Source organism: Streptomyces sp. NPDC101393 (genome assembly GCF_044767385.1).
Taxonomy (GTDB): Bacteria; Actinomycetota; Actinomycetes; order Streptomycetales; family Streptomycetaceae; genus Streptomyces.
The window spans coordinates 130,323-146,762 of record NZ_JBIWNU010000010.1 but is presented as its reverse complement, the minus strand read 5'-3'; the positions used below and the strand labels follow the sequence as shown (position 1 = coordinate 146,762).

8 protein-coding genes are annotated in these 16,440 nt (G+C 71.3%); 2 read left to right on the top strand and 6 right to left on the bottom strand.

Annotated features, from left to right (window positions below; genetic code table 11):
- Positions 1-357: 357 nt before the first annotated feature.
- From ACIRQ7_RS29970 to ACIRQ7_RS29945, 6 genes are all read right to left on the bottom strand, one after another.
- The gene (locus ACIRQ7_RS29970; protein ID WP_404265866.1) at positions 358-1,095 is read right to left on the bottom strand and encodes a LuxR C-terminal-related transcriptional regulator; all 738 of its coding nucleotides are present in this window, start codon (positions 1,093-1,095) and stop codon (positions 358-360) included.
- Positions 1,096-1,517: 422 nt separating this feature from the next.
- The gene (locus ACIRQ7_RS29965; RefSeq protein ID WP_404265754.1) at positions 1,518-4,286 is read right to left on the bottom strand and encodes an ATP-binding protein; all 2,769 of its coding nucleotides are present in this window, start codon (positions 4,284-4,286) and stop codon (positions 1,518-1,520) included.
- Positions 4,276-7,089, bottom strand: coding sequence for an AAA family ATPase (locus tag ACIRQ7_RS29960; RefSeq protein WP_404265753.1), 2,814 nt, complete (start codon positions 7,087-7,089; stop codon positions 4,276-4,278). Before ACIRQ7_RS29960 ends, ACIRQ7_RS29965 begins: the two co-directional genes overlap by 11 nt.
- Positions 7,090-7,103: 14 nt before the next feature.
- Positions 7,104-9,995, bottom strand: a complete 2,892-nt coding sequence (locus ACIRQ7_RS29955; RefSeq protein WP_404265752.1) for an AAA family ATPase — start codon at positions 9,993-9,995, stop codon at positions 7,104-7,106.
- A 136-nt stretch (positions 9,996-10,131) separates the two neighbouring features.
- Positions 10,132-10,899: a thioesterase II family protein gene (locus ACIRQ7_RS29950; protein ID WP_404265751.1), complete on the bottom strand. Its 768-nt coding sequence runs from the start codon at positions 10,897-10,899 to the stop codon at positions 10,132-10,134.
- Between the two features lie 211 nt (positions 10,900-11,110).
- The gene (locus tag ACIRQ7_RS29945; protein ID WP_403674015.1) at positions 11,111-12,142 is read right to left on the bottom strand and encodes a GDP-mannose 4,6-dehydratase; all 1,032 of its coding nucleotides are present in this window, start codon (positions 12,140-12,142) and stop codon (positions 11,111-11,113) included.
- Between the two features lie 396 nt (positions 12,143-12,538).
- Here ACIRQ7_RS29945 and ACIRQ7_RS29940 point away from each other — a divergent pair, with 396 nt between their 5' ends.
- Together ACIRQ7_RS29940 and ACIRQ7_RS29935 are read left to right on the top strand one after the other, a co-directional pair.
- Positions 12,539-14,347 carry an ABC transporter ATP-binding protein gene (locus tag ACIRQ7_RS29940; RefSeq protein WP_404265750.1) on the top strand — a complete coding sequence of 603 codons (1,809 nt, stop codon included), beginning with the start codon at positions 12,539-12,541 and terminating at the stop codon, positions 14,345-14,347.
- On the top strand, positions 14,325-16,145 hold the full coding sequence (locus ACIRQ7_RS29935; protein ID WP_404265749.1) for an ABC transporter ATP-binding protein: 1,821 nt from the start codon (positions 14,325-14,327) through the stop codon (positions 16,143-16,145). The genes ACIRQ7_RS29940 and ACIRQ7_RS29935 overlap by 23 nt, the downstream gene beginning before the upstream one ends.
- Positions 16,146-16,440: the final 295 nt, after the last annotated feature.

The window sequence follows — 16,440 nt, the reverse complement described above, 5'->3', positions numbered from 1 at the left end:
GTTCGCCACGTTCGACCCAACCCATCTCAAGAGCGGTGGACAGCAGAGGATTTCGATGTGGACATCCGGCACTGGGGACGGCTGTTCCACGGCAACTGAGTTATCTGCGTGCCTGCGCGAGGCAGCTCGACTTCCCGCACGCCACCTGCTCAGTCTCGACGCGCGCGGCCATGGAATTCCCTAGTGTCGGCCGGGTCTGGGGGCCGGCCGCACGCGAAGGCGCCGGGGCGCCGCGGATGGTCCGCGGCGCCCCGGCGCCTTGTGTCTCCTTGGCTCTCTCTCGGATCGGCCCGAGGTCACCGATTCGGTCGGGCCCCGGAACGCGAGTCCGCGCGCCGAACCAGCGGGAATGCCGTACTACTTGATGAAGTCCTCGACGACACGGGGCGGCCAGGTCCCCACCGTCAGCACCCCCATCGCATACGCGCGGGAGACCAGGGCCGCGCGGTTGGGGACCTTCAGTTTCCGCAGCAGTCCGGTGACGTGATACTCCACGCCCTGCCGGCTGAGATACAGCCGGGACGCCAGCGGAATCGTGGACAGACCCCCCGCGATGCCCTCCAGTATGCGCGCGTCGATCTCGCTGAGTAATTTCTTGCGCGGCGCCACCACCGCGTCGTCCTCCTCGCCCTGCCCCGACCGCATCACGACGAGAACCGAGGCCGGGTCGTGGGCAGCGCCGCTCACGGCGGTGGCCGCGAGGCTGCCGGTGAACGCGTCACCTGTCGGCCGCAGCGCCACCACGTGCGCGGCGAACCGGTCGCGGCGGCCCTTCAGCAGCCGCTCGAACTGCCCCATGAGCGGCTGCCGCACACTGGGGTGCACCAGATCACGGAACTTGCGCCCGCAGACGTCGGGTGCGGTGGTCGCGGATTCTGATGGAGGGGCGGCGAGTACGTCGACGGAGGACTCGGCGGGGGTCGCGAAGTGACGGAAGAAGTCCTGGTTGGCCTGACGAATCGTCAATTTCGAGTCCAGCAGGGCCATGCACAGGCCTGGCTGGTCGGACGACGGCCGCTCTTCGCGCCGTCCCGTCGCGCCGGCCGCACTCCGGCCTGCCGAAAACTGAGGAGAATCCACCAGAGCAGAAAACATCAAGGGACTGACATCCTTTCCAACCCCCGTCCGCAAAACGGCAATAGTGAGATCGAGCGAGAGAATCCGGAAGTTGAAGCGGGCCGGGCAGACCGAGGGGGCCCGGCAACCACCGGGAAGGAATATCCGTTCTTCCCGACACAATCGACACTAGGGAGAGACCCGGACAAGCGTCAACGCTCACCCGGCCTCCACCACTAAACCTGTGGTCGCGCCCCCGCTTGGTACGGTCCCCCACCCCCCTTTCGGTCCCCCCGAACGTCTCCCCGCACCATTGCCCTTTCTGCCCTGCCGAACACCCTGCGGTTTTGCCCTTTCGGTCACCCGCGTACCCGCATCGTTGCCCTTTTGGCCACACCCGAAGACCCCGCGCCGTTTACCGCCGGTAAGCCGCAAGAGAACAGGCATTCAGCACGGCATGCTCAGCGCGAAACGAGTACCCCGACCGCACTCCGGCCTCTCAGCAACTCGCGTCGCCCCGAAACACCCAGCTTTCGGTAACACGACGTCAGGTGCTTCTCCACCGCACGGGTGCTCACGCCGAGTTCATCGGCAATTTCCTGGTTGGTGAGGCCCCGACCCACCAGCGAGAGGATGTTGCGTTCGCTGTGGGTGAGCGATACCTCCGCGCTCGGGGCGGCGGTTCCCAGGGCCGCGTGGGCGCGTTCGGTCAGCCAGGGGGCGCCGCAGGCGGTGGCGAGATCGGCGGCCTCGCGCAGCAGCGCCTTCGATTCCTTGCCGCCCTCCAAGGTTCGGCCCAACTGGAGCAAAGTGCGGGCCAGTTCGAGTGTGCTGGCGGAGCTGCGGAGGACCTCAGCGGACTCGCGCAGGGCCGGGACGCCGCCTGCGCCGGACAGCAGGGCCCTCAGCCGCAGCGCGCGGCCGAGGGCCGCGGGGGCCGCCCACTGCCGCGCCCAGGCCAGCTCTTCTTCCGCCAGGGCCAGCGCCGGGCCGGGCTCACCCAGCCGGTGGTGGAGGGCGATGGCGCGGGGCCGCCAGGGGAAGAGGGCGGAGTTGCGCCAGCCGACCGCTTCCAGTTGGCGGCCGCAGGCCAAGACGGATTCCAGGGCGTGGACGCCGCGGCCGCGGCGGGCGTCGAGCGAGGATCTGAGAAGTTGCAGCATGGCCGTCAGGGCGAGGCTGTCCGGCCAGCGCTGCCCGGCGTCCTCGACGAGGCGCTCCATCAGCTGGATGTCGCCGGTTTCCATGGCCACCGCGGCCCGGACGGCGGCGGTGGGCTCGCGCCAGTCCGCGTCGGCCAGTTCGGCGGCCCGGTCGGCCTGTTCGCGGGCCTGGGTCAGGCGGCCGCGGGCGAGCAGGATCAGGGCGTTCTCGGCGTGCACCACCGCGTGCGGGTGATCGAGGTGCTGCTCGCAGGACAGGCGGGTGGTGATGCCCTGCACGGCGTCGGCGGCGTACAGGGCCACCGCGACCAGCGGGAGTGCGGTGCAGGCGCGTGCGACGGTCACCGGCTCGCGTTCCAGGATCTTTCCGGCAAGGGCGGCAACGTCCGTTGCCGGAAGAGCGCTGGAGAGAACTGCCGCGTTGGTCAGAACGGCCGCCAGTTCGCGGGCGCCGCCGGTGTCCACGGGGGGTGTGGTGCCCAGCGCGCGCAGGCGGTCCACCGCACCGGTCAGCTCCGTCGGGTTCTCGTGCCCGGCGTGCCACAGGCGTGCTTCCAGGCGCAGCGCGATGTCGCGGGCACGTCCTCGGTGCGGCGCTGTGGGGTCGAGGTCTTCGGAGGCACGGCGCAGCAGGTCCACCGCCGAGGGGCGTGCCTGGCCCAGAAAGTTGGGTGGGATGCGCAAGGTGGCGGCGGCCCGGTCAGTGGCCGACGGCAGGAGGCGCACGGCCTGGCTGATGTGGCGTTCGCAGGCGGCGGGGTCGATGCCGCGTTCGGCGCCGGCCAGCTCGATCAGCAGGCGGGCGCGCTCGCCGTCGCCCGCGGTGCTCTCCAGCAGGGCGCGCTGCAGGTAGCGGGCGGCGGTTCCCGGTACGCCGCGGCGCAGCGCGGCTTCCGCCGCCGCCCGCAGTATCCCTACGGCCCACGCGCGGTGGGTGGTGGTGACGGCCATCAGCAGGTCCGCGACATGTTCGGCGGGCCGGCCGGCCTGGCGCAGGAGTTCGGCGGCGGCGTACCGGGAGCGTTCGCGTTCGGCCACGGTGAGGGTGGATTCGACGGCGTCACGGACGACGCGGTGGAGGAAGCGCGGGGTGTCGTGGGGGGCGAGCAGGCCGAGGTGGTGCAGGGTCCGCAGCGCCTGCTGGTAGCCGATGGTGTCCAGTCGGGCGTGGCGCTGGATGAGCTCGGGCTCGCAGTGGTCGCCGAAGGCGGCGATGGCCGCGGCCAGGTCGCGTACGGGGCCGGGCTGGGCGTACAGGCAGCCGGCCAGGCGGTCGCGGAGCTGGGCGGGGCGCTGCGCGCGGGCCTGGTAGGCGTGTTCGGCGAGGGGACGGTGGCCGCTCCGGGCCAGGTCGCGCAGGACGGACCGGAGGAAGAGGGGGTTGCCGGCGCAGGTGTCATGGCAGGCGCGGGCGTAGCTGTCGTCAGCGGCTTCGCCCAGATAGTGGTGGATCAGGGCCCGGGTGCTGTCGAGCGAGAGCGGGGCAGGACGCAGGATGTCCGCGGCGTCCGCGATGTCGCGGACGAGCGGGTGCTGTGCGCGGGGGTCGCCGTCACGCAGGGTGCACACCAGGGCGGCGCGCAGCCCGTGCGGGCGCCGGGCCAGGTAGGCGAGCCAGCGCAGGGAGGGGACGTCGGCCCACTGCAGGTCGTCGACGAGGAGGAGGACGGGGGCGGTGGCACTGGCTTCGGCCAGCAGGGACCGCAGGTCGTGCAGGACGGCTTCGGAGACCGGGGCGTCCAGGTCACCGGGGACGGGAAGGCTGCGGGGGCGAGGCGGTCGGGCGGCAGCTCCCGCCTCCTGCTCGTGAGGAGGGCCGAGGTCGCCGGCCAGGAGGGGGCCGAGGAGCTGGTGGGCGATGCCGAAGGCGAAGTCCTGCTCCATCGCTGCGGCATTGGCCCGTAAGACCCGTAAGCCTTCGGGCGGATGTGCTCCGGCCTCCTGGAGGAGCGTCGACCGGCCGATGCCCACGGGGCCGGTGAACAGCAGGGCGGAGGAACGACCGGCCTGCGCCTGACGTACTGCGGTGTCGATGCGTGCCAGTTCGGATTCCCGCTCATACCACATCGGTTACGTCTCTTTCCGTCGGCCGGCTCCGCACGGGGAGTTCCCTGCGTGAGGTGATGCCCAGCTTCTTGTACGTACTGCTCAGCCGGAGCTCGACGGTGCGCCGGCTCACCCCGAGCTGTTCGGCTATCTCTCGGTTGCGCAGGCCGCGGCGGGCCAGTTCGGCGGTCTGCCGCTCGGCGGGCGACAGGGCGGCCCACTCCTCGGGGGCGGCGTCGTCGTCGGGGGTGGCGGGCCCGTCCAGCCGGGCGGTCAGCCGCCGTACGCGTTCGGCCAGGCGGCTGTCGGCCTGGGTGACGGTGAAGCGGGACAGTTCGGTCAGCAGGCGGGCCGCGGTGGGGCGGTCGCCCTTGGTGACTTCCTCGGTGGCGAGTGCGGCCAGGACCTCGGCGTAGGCGAGCCGGGTGGGCAGCTCACGCGGCGGGTGGGGGGACGCACCGGCGGGCGGCTCCCGGTGGTCGAGGGATCCGGCGCACAGCAGGGCCAGGCCCGTCGCGCTGGGGGCGCCCCACTGGCGGGCGAGGCTGAGTTCCTCGCGGATCAGGCGCTGGGCCTGTTCCCGGTCACCGAGATGGAGACACGCTCGGGCGGCCATGGAACGCCAGGGCAGCACGATGGGGTTGGCCCATTGCTGGCGCAGCAGCCAGCGTCCACTCTCCTTGAACAGTTCGAAGGCCTCGGCCCAGCGTCCTTCGTCGGCGGCCACGCGGGCGCGCGCGTACAGGAGGTAGGACCAGCGGACGCCGTATACGGTGCCCGGCGGCATGGGGGTGTCGAGCAGGGCGCGGGCCTCGTCGCCGCGGCGGGTCTCCAGGGCGATGAAGGCGCGGATGGCCATGAGGTGCGGGGCGGCCAAGGGGTGCCAGGAAGCGGCGGGTTGTGCCCGTTCGGCGTCGTCCACGGCGCGTTCGGCGGCGTCCAGGCGGCTGCCGCGCACGTGCAGCTCCGCGGACAGGACCAGGGCGCGGGCGAGTGTCGGGGGGCTGTTGCGGCGGCGCAGTTCGGTGACGATCGCGGCGAGGTGGTCCTCGGCTTCGGAGGCGGCGTCGGTGAGCCACAGCGCCTTGGCGGCGACCAGGCGGGGCATGACGGGTGCGGCGGTGCCTGCTTCCAGGGCGCGACGGGCCAGTTCCGCGACCCGTGCGCGGTCCCGGCCGCGCACGGCGAGCTGCCAGGCACGGATGCCGGCCTGGGCGGGGGCGAGGGGGTGTTCGGGCAGGGTGGGGACGCCCGGGACGGGGACGTCGGTGGTCTCGGGCCCGGTCTCGGAGGCGTACCAGTACAGCGCGACGAGGTCGTCGCGCTCGCTGCCGTGGGCGGTGGCGAGGGCCCGGGTGGCGGCGCGGCGGCCCCAGGAGTCGTCGCCGCGCGCCAGGACCATGTCCAGGGCGCGGACGCGCAGTTGGGACCATGGTTCGCCCCCGCCCGGAGTCTGGATGAGGGTGGTGAGCCTGCGGTCGCCGGCTTCGGGAGCGGTCACGGACTCGGCGCCTGCCAGGTCGAGGCTGAGGTGTGCGCGTTGCAGGGGGTCTTGAGGCTCGTCGAGGGCGCGGGTGAGGTAGGTGATGGCGCGGGCGAAGTCGCCGCGGCGCAGGGCGGCACCGAAGCTGCCGCACAGGGCGTGGACCGCCCAGGGCTCGCCGATGGGGGGTGCCTGGAGGAGGAGGCGGGCGATGTCCTCGTCGTCGGCCACGGCCCGGTAGGCGAGGTGGGCGGCGCGGGCGTGCAGGGCGGCGCGTTCGGCGGCGGGTGTGTCCTCCAGGATGCGCTCCCTGGCGACGGGCAGACGGATGCGTTCATAGGAGCCGTCAGGGGTGGTGAAGCCGGCCACTTGCAGCGCCGCGCGCAGCCGGGATTCGCGTACGGTGCGCAGCCCGGCCAGGGAGCAGTTCAGGGCGAAGTCCAGCAGGTCGCCGCTGACGGCCAGCGCGCGCAGCACGGCGGTGGCCTCGTCGGACAGTCCCCGCAGGGCGCGCCCCACGCGGTCGCCGATGATGCCGGTGACCAGGGCGCGCAGCTGCGGGACGCGGTCGGCGGTCGGCCGGTGGCCGGCTTCGGTGAAGCAGTGCAGGGCCGCGTGCAGGATGGCGGGGCTGCCGTGGGACGCCTCGGTGGCCGCGGCGGCGAACCCCTCGTCGCAGGGGGTGCCGCAGATCTGCTCGGCGAGGCCGGCGACCGCGCGAGGGCTCAGCGGCCGGACGACGAGATGGCGGGTCAGCCGCGCGGCGGGGGCGGCGTCGGCCAGCCATGCAGGGCCGTGCGGGTCCAGGCCGGTGCGACCGATGAGCAGTGCGAGGGGGATGTCCGAGGACAGGCGGCGTACCAGCGCCTGCAGCCAGTCCAGGGAGGCCGCGTCCAGCCACTGCGCGTCCTCCACCGTCACGAGCGTGGGTGTGCGGCGGGTGGTGTGCAGGAGTTCGGGCAGGCCCGGCAGGCCGTCCGGCTCGCGCCGCCCGCGCAGGAGCCGGAGGGGCCGTTCGGCCACCTCGCCCAGTGGGGTGAGGAGTTGGGCCACGGCTCCGTGGCGCAGATCGCGCTCGGCCAGGGAGCCGGTGACGCGCAGAACGCGTACCGAGCGCTCCTGCGCGAGGCGGGCGGTCCAGCGCACCAGGGCGTTGTGGCCGAAGCCGGGGCGGCCGGTCACGGAGACGACGGCGGGACGGCCTTCGCCGAGTGCGGCCACCACCTGCCTCAACTGCGCCTGCTCCTCCTCGCGTTCGAGAAGGGAGGGGTCGGTGCGCCGACGCCCCGCCCGTATAAACCCAGCGTATAGCTGCTCGTCCGTCAGTCCTGCCACAGACATCACCCCTGCCACCTTCAGCGCTGTCCGCGACGCCGCGACGCCTCCCGTGGCACCCGTTCCGCGCAGACGCCCGGGGAGCGGAGAACCACGGCGAGTTGGGCGCGATCGGAAATGTCCAACTTGCGGTACACGCTTGTCAGATGGGTCTCGACCGTGCGTACGGTGACGTACAGCGACTGTGCGATCGAGCGGTTCTTGGCGCCGCCGGCGGCGAGGCCGGCGACCTTGCGTTCCATGCTGGTGAGCAGATCCAGGGGCGAGGCGGTCATCCGCCGCATGCGGCCGCCCGCCGCCAGCAGGGCGCCTCGCGCGCTCTGGCCCAGCGCGAGGGCGCCGCAGCGCTGCGCGAGGTCGGCCGCCGCGCGCAGGTGCTCGCGCGCTGCGCGCAAGTCACCTGCCGCCAACAGTGCCTGGCCCAGAACGAGTTCCGCGCGGGCGTGTTCGATGCGTGCCGGTGAGGCGGACAGTTCCCGTACCGCCTCGCCCAGCAGTTCCACGCCCTCTTCGCCGGGGGTGGCCACGCCGCGGGCCAGGGCGGCCAAACCGAGAACGCGTGGGGTGCCCCACTGGCGCGCGAGCCGCGTGCCGTGCGCGGCGGGCTCCTGGGCCTCCTCGGCGCGGCCCAGTTCCGCGAGCACGCAGGCCGCCTCCGCCCACCAGGGCAGATATGCCGCATGGCGCACTTCGGCCTCCTCCAGTGACCTGCCGCACTCGCGGAACAGCGCCAGTGCGCCCTCCGGGTCCCCCAGTGCGTGACGGCAACGGCCGTGGGCCATGAGGTAGCGGTGGTAGGTCCACACGTACTGGTCGCGCCAGACGGGTGCGGTGCCGGTCAGCAGCTTCTCGGCGCCCGCGGCCTCGCCCCGGTCCACCATGACCCCCGCCAGGGCCAGGCGCGGCAGCACCACCCTCTCGCCCCATCGCTCCGCGCCGCAGATCTGCACCGCCCTCCTGGCGTCCGCGAGGGCGTCCGGAAGGGCGCCCAGGCCGTGCCGGTGCAGGGCGCGGATGGCCAGAGCCAGGGAGTAGGTGGATACGGCGGAGTTCTCCCGGGCGTGGCGCAGGAGACGGTCCAGCGCGTCCAGCGCGTCCTCAGTGCGGTCGGCGAGGTCCAGCACGAAGGCGGAGTTGATCAGGGACCAGCCCCTCAGGGGCAGTTGGGGGGAGCGGGCCGCGCGCAGGGCGTACTTCACCGCCGATTCGAGGGCCTGGCCGTCGAGTGCCGTCAGTACCGCCATCGACGCCAGTTTCTGGCGCTGGGCGGGGGTGTCGCCCTCGGGCACGGTCATCGTCGCGGCCCGCTTGCGCATCGCGGCGATCGTGCCGCGGTCGTGTGAGCCGACGATCAGCAGCACCGACTCGACGAGTGTGCGCAGTTCCCGGTCGGCGGGCGAGAGATGGGGGCCGAGCTCGGCGTCGAGGGCCGTGAGGACACCTTCGAGCACGCCCAGGGCGGCGGAGCTTTCGCGCGCGGCCAGGCAGGCCGTGCCGAACTGCGCGGCGACCCTCGCCCGGGTGCGGATGTCGACGCCGGGCCGCAGGACTCCCCGAAGCAGGCCGACAGCCTCGGACGGGTCGGTCTCGGCCAGCGCCCGCGCCAGCCGGACGCGGACCTCCACGCTCTCGGGGTCCACCTCCCATAACCCGTACAGATAGCGGGCCGCGGCCTCCGGGGCGCCGCGCGCCTCGGCCAGGGCGGCGGCCTCCAGCAGGATGCCGGGCATCCATGGTGCGGGATTCGAGGGCAGCGGCAGGAGGTGGTCGGCGATCTCTTCGGCGGGCCGGCCCGCGTCGCTCAGGAGCAGGGCCGCCCGCGTGCGCAGGCCGGACAGCGCCTGGCCGTCCAGCGGTGCCAGCACCGCCGCGCGCACCGCACCGTCCGCCAGGTGCCTGCCGCCGGACGTCAGCAGTCCGGCCTCGCGCAGCACCGTCAGCACGTCCTCGACGACATCGGCGGGGACCGCGGCCAGGGGGCCGACGTGGTCCGTGCCCTGCTCACCAAGGACCGCCACCGCCCGCGCGACGTCGCCGGCCCAGGACGGCAGGCGGCCCAGGAGCTCGCGCGCCCAGATCGCCAGCACACGACCGCCGATCTCGGCCATCAGGTCCGCGCCGCTCACTCCCGAACCGGCGCCCTCGGCCCGCAGTGCGCGCAGCAGACGGCCCAGGAGGCGGGGGTTGCCGTCGGTCACGGAGCAGGCGCGGGTGACGAAGGCAGGGGTGGCGGGTGCCGGGAAGAACTGCCGTACGACCTCGGCGACGTCCGTCTCGGCCAGCGGTCGCAGGCGCAGCGTCGTGATGCGGCGGCCGGCAGTGAGGTCCGCCAGGGCGCGATAGGCCGGGGCCTCCCGAACGAGGGCGGTGGCCTCGGCCTGCTGAGTGAGGACGATGAGCAGCGGAAGGCCGTCGGCCCGGCGCAGCAGGAAGTCCAGCCATCGCAGGGAGAGTTCGTCGCAGTGGTGGACGTCGTCCAGGGCCAGGACGAGCGGGCGGCGGGTCAGCTCGTGCGCCGCGAGGCGGTACAGGCCGTGGAACGCGCGCTGGACGGCGAGGGCGTGCGGCGGCTCACCGGCCAGCGCGCCGGGGGTGAGGGCGAGCAGGGCGTCGCCTTCTGGGGAACCGCCCTGCACGGTGGGGCCCAGCAGGCCGCGTCCACCGCTCAAGGGGTCGCCCGAGGCGCCCTCCTCGCAAAGGCCGTGCAGAACCGTCGCCTGCCGACAGCCGCCCCCGTCGAGGAAAGCACGCAGGAGGGCGGACTTGCCGATTCCGGTCGGACCGGTCACGACCGCCAAGCCCGTATGACCCCAACGCGCCTCACGTGCAAGGCGGTTGAGCGTCTCCAGTTCGTCGGTCCGGCCGAGCAAGGTGCTGTTCGAGAAGGAAGTGACGCCCCGATCTCGCACCATGGAGCTCCTCGCACCTCGGACACACAACAGAGATGACGGAACGTCACCACATCGTGTCGTAAATCACTCTAAAGGGTGATGACCGACGGGCGTTACAGTACACGATCGAACAAGTTGCGTGATCGAAAACCACACCTCAGTGTGTGAACTCCTGCCCAGAGGTGAGATGTTCGCGCAGCAGCGCAAGGACGGCGGGGGCCTGGGAGCTGAGGTAGAAGTGACCGCCCGGGTAGACCCGGAGGTCGAACGCGCCCGTGGTGTGCGCGCGCCAGTCCCCCGCCTCGTCCAGCGTGGTCTTGGGATCACTGTCACCGGTCAACGCGGTGATCGGCGCCTTGATCGCCGCCCCGGGCTCGCAACGGTAGGTCTCCACCGCGGTGTAGTCGCTGCGGATCGCCGGGAGGACCATGCGCAGCAGCTCCTCGTCACCCAGCAGCGCGGCGTCCGTACCGGAGAGCAGCTTCAGCTCGGCGACGATCCCGTCGTCGTCGCGCCGGTGCACGCTTTCCGTGCGGTAGCGCGACGGCGCGCGCCGCGCCGAGGCGAAGAGGTGCGTGAGCTCGCCACCGTCGGCCTCCATCCGCCGGGCCACCTCGAACGCGACCATCGCGCCCATGCTGTGCCCGAAGAACGCCGTCGGTCGCGACCTGAGCCGGTCCCGCAGGGCCGCGTACACCTGATCGGCCATGATCCCGATGTCGCCGGGGCTGGTCTCGGTGCGCCGGTCCTGGCGGCCCGGGTACTGCACCGACAGCACCTCCGCCGAGGGACCCAACTGTGCCGACACGGGGTGGAAGAAGGACGCGGAACCGCCCGCGTGCGGAAAGCAGACGAGCTGGCGCGGGCGGTCCGGCGCCGGGTGGTAGCACCGGGCCCAGAGCCCTTCCACCGTGTTCGTCGTCATGGTGCCCGTTCCTCCTCCTCGTCATGGCACGGGACCGTCCGCCGGCATGCGGCGGACGGTCACCGGGCCCCTGTTGGTCCACACCCCCATTCCACAATGAGGAATAAGGGAAATCACCTAGTCTCCGTGCTCCGCGTGACAGCGCGCCCGCCGCGCCGGAGCCGTACGGAGTACGCCGGGATCCGCGCGCCGGGGTGTCCCGTGTGCCCGGCTACCAGGTGGCATCCAGCAGCAGGTCCCCGTACTCGTGCTCGCGGGACACCTGGCGCAGGTCGGAATCAACCATCATGCGCATCAGCTCAGGGAAGCCGACGCTGGGTTTCCAGCCCAGCTGGGCGCGGGCGCGCTCGGCGTCCGCGCACAAGATCTCCACCTCGGCCGGGCGCACCAGCGAGGGGTCGATGCTGACGTAGTCCTCCCAGTTCAGACCCACGTGCTCGAAGGCGATGCGGACGGCGTCGCGGACCGAGTGCATCTGGCCGGTTCCGATCACATAGTCGCCCGGTTCGTCCTGCTGGAGCATCAGGTTCATGGCACGGACGTAGTCGCCGGCGAAGCCCCAGTCACGCACGGCGTCGAGGTTGCCCAGGGACAGTTTGTCCTGGTAGCCGAGCTTGATGCGGGCCACCGCGAGAGAGATCTTCCGGGTCACGAACTCCGTACCGCGGCGCGGAGATTCGTGGTTGAACAGCATTCCGGAGACCGCGTACATGCCGAAGGACTCGCGGTAGTTGCGGGTGATGAAGTGCCCGTAGGTCTTCGCCACGCCGTAGGGGCTGCGCGGCCGGAAGATGGTGGTCTCGCACTGCGGCGTCTCGGCGACCTTGCCGAACATCTCCGACGAGGACGCCTGATAGAAGCGCATCTGGCCGTTGCCACCGCTGCGCGAGCCGTTCAGGCCGCTGACCATGCGGATCGCCTCCAGCATGCGCAGGACGCCCATGCCGTTGATCTCGGTGACGAGCTCGGCCTGCTGCCAGGACATCGGTACGAAGGAGATCGCACCGAGGTTGTAGATCTCATCGGGCTGCACCTTGTCGACAGCGGAGACCAGACTGGCCTGGTCCATCAAGTCGCCGTCGACAAAGGACAGTTCGGATACGAGCCGGCTGACCCGCGACTTGCGGGGATTCGCCTGACCCCGCATCAGGCCCCATACCTGGTACCCCTGCGAGAGCAGGTGCTCGGCCAGATAGGAGCCGTCCTGCCCGGTAATTCCGGTGATCAGCGCACGCTTGGACATCTCAGTCCTCTCCTTCGCATAGAACAGGCCGCCCAAACGCACAGCCGTATTGACTACTTGACCTCTTGGCTACTCGGCCGCTCGGCTTCGAAGGGCATCGAAAACGCCGCGGACCGGACGCTGGGTAATCGCACGCTCCCAAGCGCCCGGTCCCGGCGTCAAGGAATTCCGGGCACACTAGGGAATTCCTGAGTCCCCGCCACCGGGCGCTTCCTGTTTGTTGAAATCCATGCCGCCGCCGATCGGTGCAAAAAGCGCCGCAGCGCACTGCCCGCGGGACACTAGGGATTTTCCGGTGTGCGGTGCGCTGCACTGTCCGGGTGAGCCCCTTCAGGCCCGGCCGGCGCTCCCTCTCCGCTGCCGACCGGGCCTGCCCATCTCCAGGAGCGTCGTCCGGTGCTGCTCAGACTCCTGCAATTCCACCTGCGGCCCCACCGGCGCGCCGTCGCGCTGCTGGGGCTGCTGCAACTGGTGCAGATCCTGGCCACGTTGGCACTGCCCACACTGGGCGCCGCGATCATCGACAACGGCGTGGTCAAGGCCGACAGCGGCTACATCACGCGGACCGGTACGACCATGCTGGCCCTCGCGCTCGTCCAGTTCGGGGCGTCCGTGGGCGCGGTGTCACTGGGCGCCCGCACGGCCATGGCGATGGGCCGCGACATGCGCTCGGCCGTCTTCCGCCGGGTACTGGACTTCTCGGCCCGCGAGGTCGGGCAGTTCGGTACTCCGTCACTGATGACGCGGACCGTCAACGATGTGCAGCAAGTACAGATGCTGGCGCTCTCCGCGTTCGGCGTCGCCGTATCAGCACCCTTGATGTGTGTGGGCAGCGTCGCGCTCGCACTCCAGCAGGACATCGAGCTCTCCCTGCTCCTGGTGGCACTGGTGGTGGTCCTCGGAATGTCCTTCGGACTCATTCTGAGCCGCACCGACCCGTTCTATGCCCGTATGCAGAAATACCTGGACCACATCAACGGGCTGCTGCGCGAACGCATTACCGGAGTCCGCGTCGTACGGGCTTTTGTGCGCGATTCCCATGAAGGCGCGAGATTCGGCCGCATCAATTCCGAATTGCGCGGCATCTCGCTGCGTGTCGGCCGACTGCTGGCCACCATCGTTCCCGTCGTGCTGTTGGCCCTGAACGCCTTCATGGTGGCCGTGCTGTGGCTCGGAGCCCACCGTATCGAGACCGGGTCAATGCCGTTCGGCGCGCTCAGCGCGTTTCTGAGCTACCTGTCATTGGTCCTGATGTCGGTGGTGATGGTCACCCTCGTATGTCTGGCGATGCCGCGGGCGAGGGTCTCCGCCGAGCGCATCCAGCAGGTGCTGGCGACCGAGCCGAGCGTAGCGGCGCCGCCCGAGCCCGTACGCGCCGTGCCCAGGGCCGGTGAACTGACCCTGAGCGGAGCCGAGTTCCGCTATCCGGGAGCGAAAGAGCCGGTACTGAGCGGGATCGATCTGAGCGTCCGGCCCGGCGAGACCATGGCGATCCTCGGCAGCACCGGCAGCGGCAAGACCACCCTGCTCAATCTCGTACTGCGGCACTTCGACGCCACCGGCGGCTATGTCCACGTGGGCGGTGTCGACGTCCGCACCCTGGACCCTGCGGTGCTGCGCCGTACCGTCGGCTTCGTACCGCAGCGGCCTTACCTCTTCTCCGGCACCGTCGCCGGCAATCTGCGCTTCGGCGACCCGGACGCCGGTGACGACGAACTCTGGCGCGTGTTGGAGATCGCCCAGGCCCGTGATTTCGTCCAGCGCATGCCCGAGGGGTTGAACGCGCCGATCACCCAGGGCGGCACCAACGTGTCCGGCGGACAGCGGCAGCGCCTGGCGATCGCCCGCACCCTGCTGCGCAGGCCGGACATCTATCTCTTCGACGACTGCTTCTCCGCGCTGGACCACGCCACGGACGCCGCGCTGCGGGCCGCCCTGGAGCCGGAGCTCTCCCGGGCGACGGTGCTCACCGTCGCCCAGCGCGTCAGCACCGTCCGCCGCGCACGGCGCATCGTGGTTCTGGACGCCGGGCGGGTGGTCGCCACCGGCACGCACGAGGAACTGCTCGGGACCAGTACCACCTATCGGGAGATCGCCCGTTCCCAACTCACCGCGACCACCGGCCCCTACGGCGGCTCCGGCCAGGACACCGCAGCCACGACGACTCGTCAGGAGGCCGTCCATGGTCGCGGCGAACAGCGCTAGCCGCGAGCGGCGCACGACCGTCCTCCGTACGCTGGCGCTGCTGCGCCCGCACCGTGCCCCGGTGACCGTGGCGGTCGTTCTCGGCATCGGCAGCGTCGCGCTCAATGCGACGGGCCCGATGCTCCTGGGCAGGGCCACGGACCTCGTTTTCGACGGCATCCGGCACGCGCCCGGATCCGGTGGCGTCGACTTCGACGCCGTCGCCCGTGTACTGCTGGTCGCGCTCGCGCTCTTCGGCGCCGCCTCCGTCCTCACCCTCCTCCAGGGGTGGCTGGTCGCGTCCGTCGTCCAGCGTGTGGTCTTCACACTGCGCGGGTCCGTGGAGGCCAAGCTCGCCCGCCTGCCGATGCGGTACTTCGACCGCCACCCCGCGGGCGACGTCCTCAGCCGGGTGACCAATGACGTCGACAACCTCCAGCAGACCCTCCAGCAGACCCTCAGCCAGCTGATCACAGCGGTGTTCTCCGTGCTGACCATGCTGGTGTCGATGTTCGTCATCTCTCCGCTGCTGGCGCTGATCATGCTGACCTGCGTTCCGGTGTCGGCCCTGCTCGCCGCCCGGATCAGCAGACGGGCACAGCCCCGGTTCACCCAGCAGTGGTCCGCCACCGGAGCGCTCAACGCCCATGTCGAGGAGGTCTACACCGGGCACTCGCTGGTCAAGGGCTTCGGGCGGCGCGATCAGGCGGAGCGGGCCTTCGACGAGCACAACCAAGCCCTGTACCGCGCCGGAGCGCGGGCCCAGTTCGTCTCCGGTGCCATCGAGCCGTCGATGATGTTCGTCTCCCACCTCGGCTACATCGCCGTGGCGGTCGTCGGCGCACTGCGCGTCGTCAGCGGAGCCCTGTCCATCGGCGACGTCCAGGCGTTCATCCTCTACTCCCGGCAGTTCAGTCAGCCGATCGTCGAGGTCGCCGGCATCGCCGCCCGCCTGCTGTCCGCCCTCGCCTCGGCGACACGGATCCACGAACTCCTCGACGCCGACGAACAGTCCCCCGACCCCGACCGCCCCGCGCGGCTGGAAAAAGGCCGCGGACACGTCCGGTTCGACAGAGTCTGCTTCCGCTACTCCCCCGGCACGCCCCTCATCGAGGACCTCTCCCTCACCGTCGAACCCGGTCAGACCGTGGCCGTCGTCGGACCGACCGGCGCGGGAAAAACCACTCTGGGCAACCTCCTCATGCGGTTCTACGAAACCGACGCGGGGCACATCCTCCTGGACGGCACCGATATCACCACCCTGACCCGCGAAGAACTGCGCTCCCACATCGGCCTGGTGCTCCAGGACGCCTGGCTCTTCTCCGGCACCATCGCCGAGAACATCGCCTACGGACGCCCCGACGCCACCCGCGAGGACATCGTTGCCGCCGCGCGCGCCACCTGCGCCGACCACTTCATCCGCACCCTGCCCGACGGCTACGACACCGTCCTGGACGAGGAGTCGGCCAACGTCAGCGCGGGCGAGAAGCAGCTCCTCACCATCGCCCGCGCTTTCCTGACCCGGCCCTCGATCCTGCTCCTGGACGAGGCGACCAGCTCCGTCGACACCCGCACGGAGGCCCTCATCCAGCGCGCGATGCACTCGCTGCGCGCGGGCCGCACCAGCTTCGTCATCGCCCACCGGCTTTCCACCATCCGCGATGCGGACCTCATCCTCGTCATGGAAAGCGGCCGCATCGTCGAGCGCGGCACCCACGACCAGCTCCTCGCCGCCAAGGGGGCCTACGCCCGGCTGCACTCGGCAGTGGACACCACCGGGCCGGAGGACACCGAACGCGAGGACGCCGCGCTCCGCTGACCGGGGGCGCGCCCTTCCCGATGGGCTTGTGGTGGTCGTCGACGGTCGTCACGCTCACCGGGCGAGGGCGGGGGCGAGGGGGGTCAGGGGCTTGCGCACGTCACCGCCCTAGCGGGGCCAAGCGCGGGCGCCCACGCGGTGGTGGCCGGGGCGATGCCATGCTGAGGGTCCTCCCCTTCTCGGGTGCGGGCGCACCCACCGAGCGGCTGGTGGAACGCCACGGTGGTGTCCGGCGCCGCCCACCTCGCCGCCTTCACTCCCCTTACCGAAACGCCCGGTGGCATGAACATCGTGG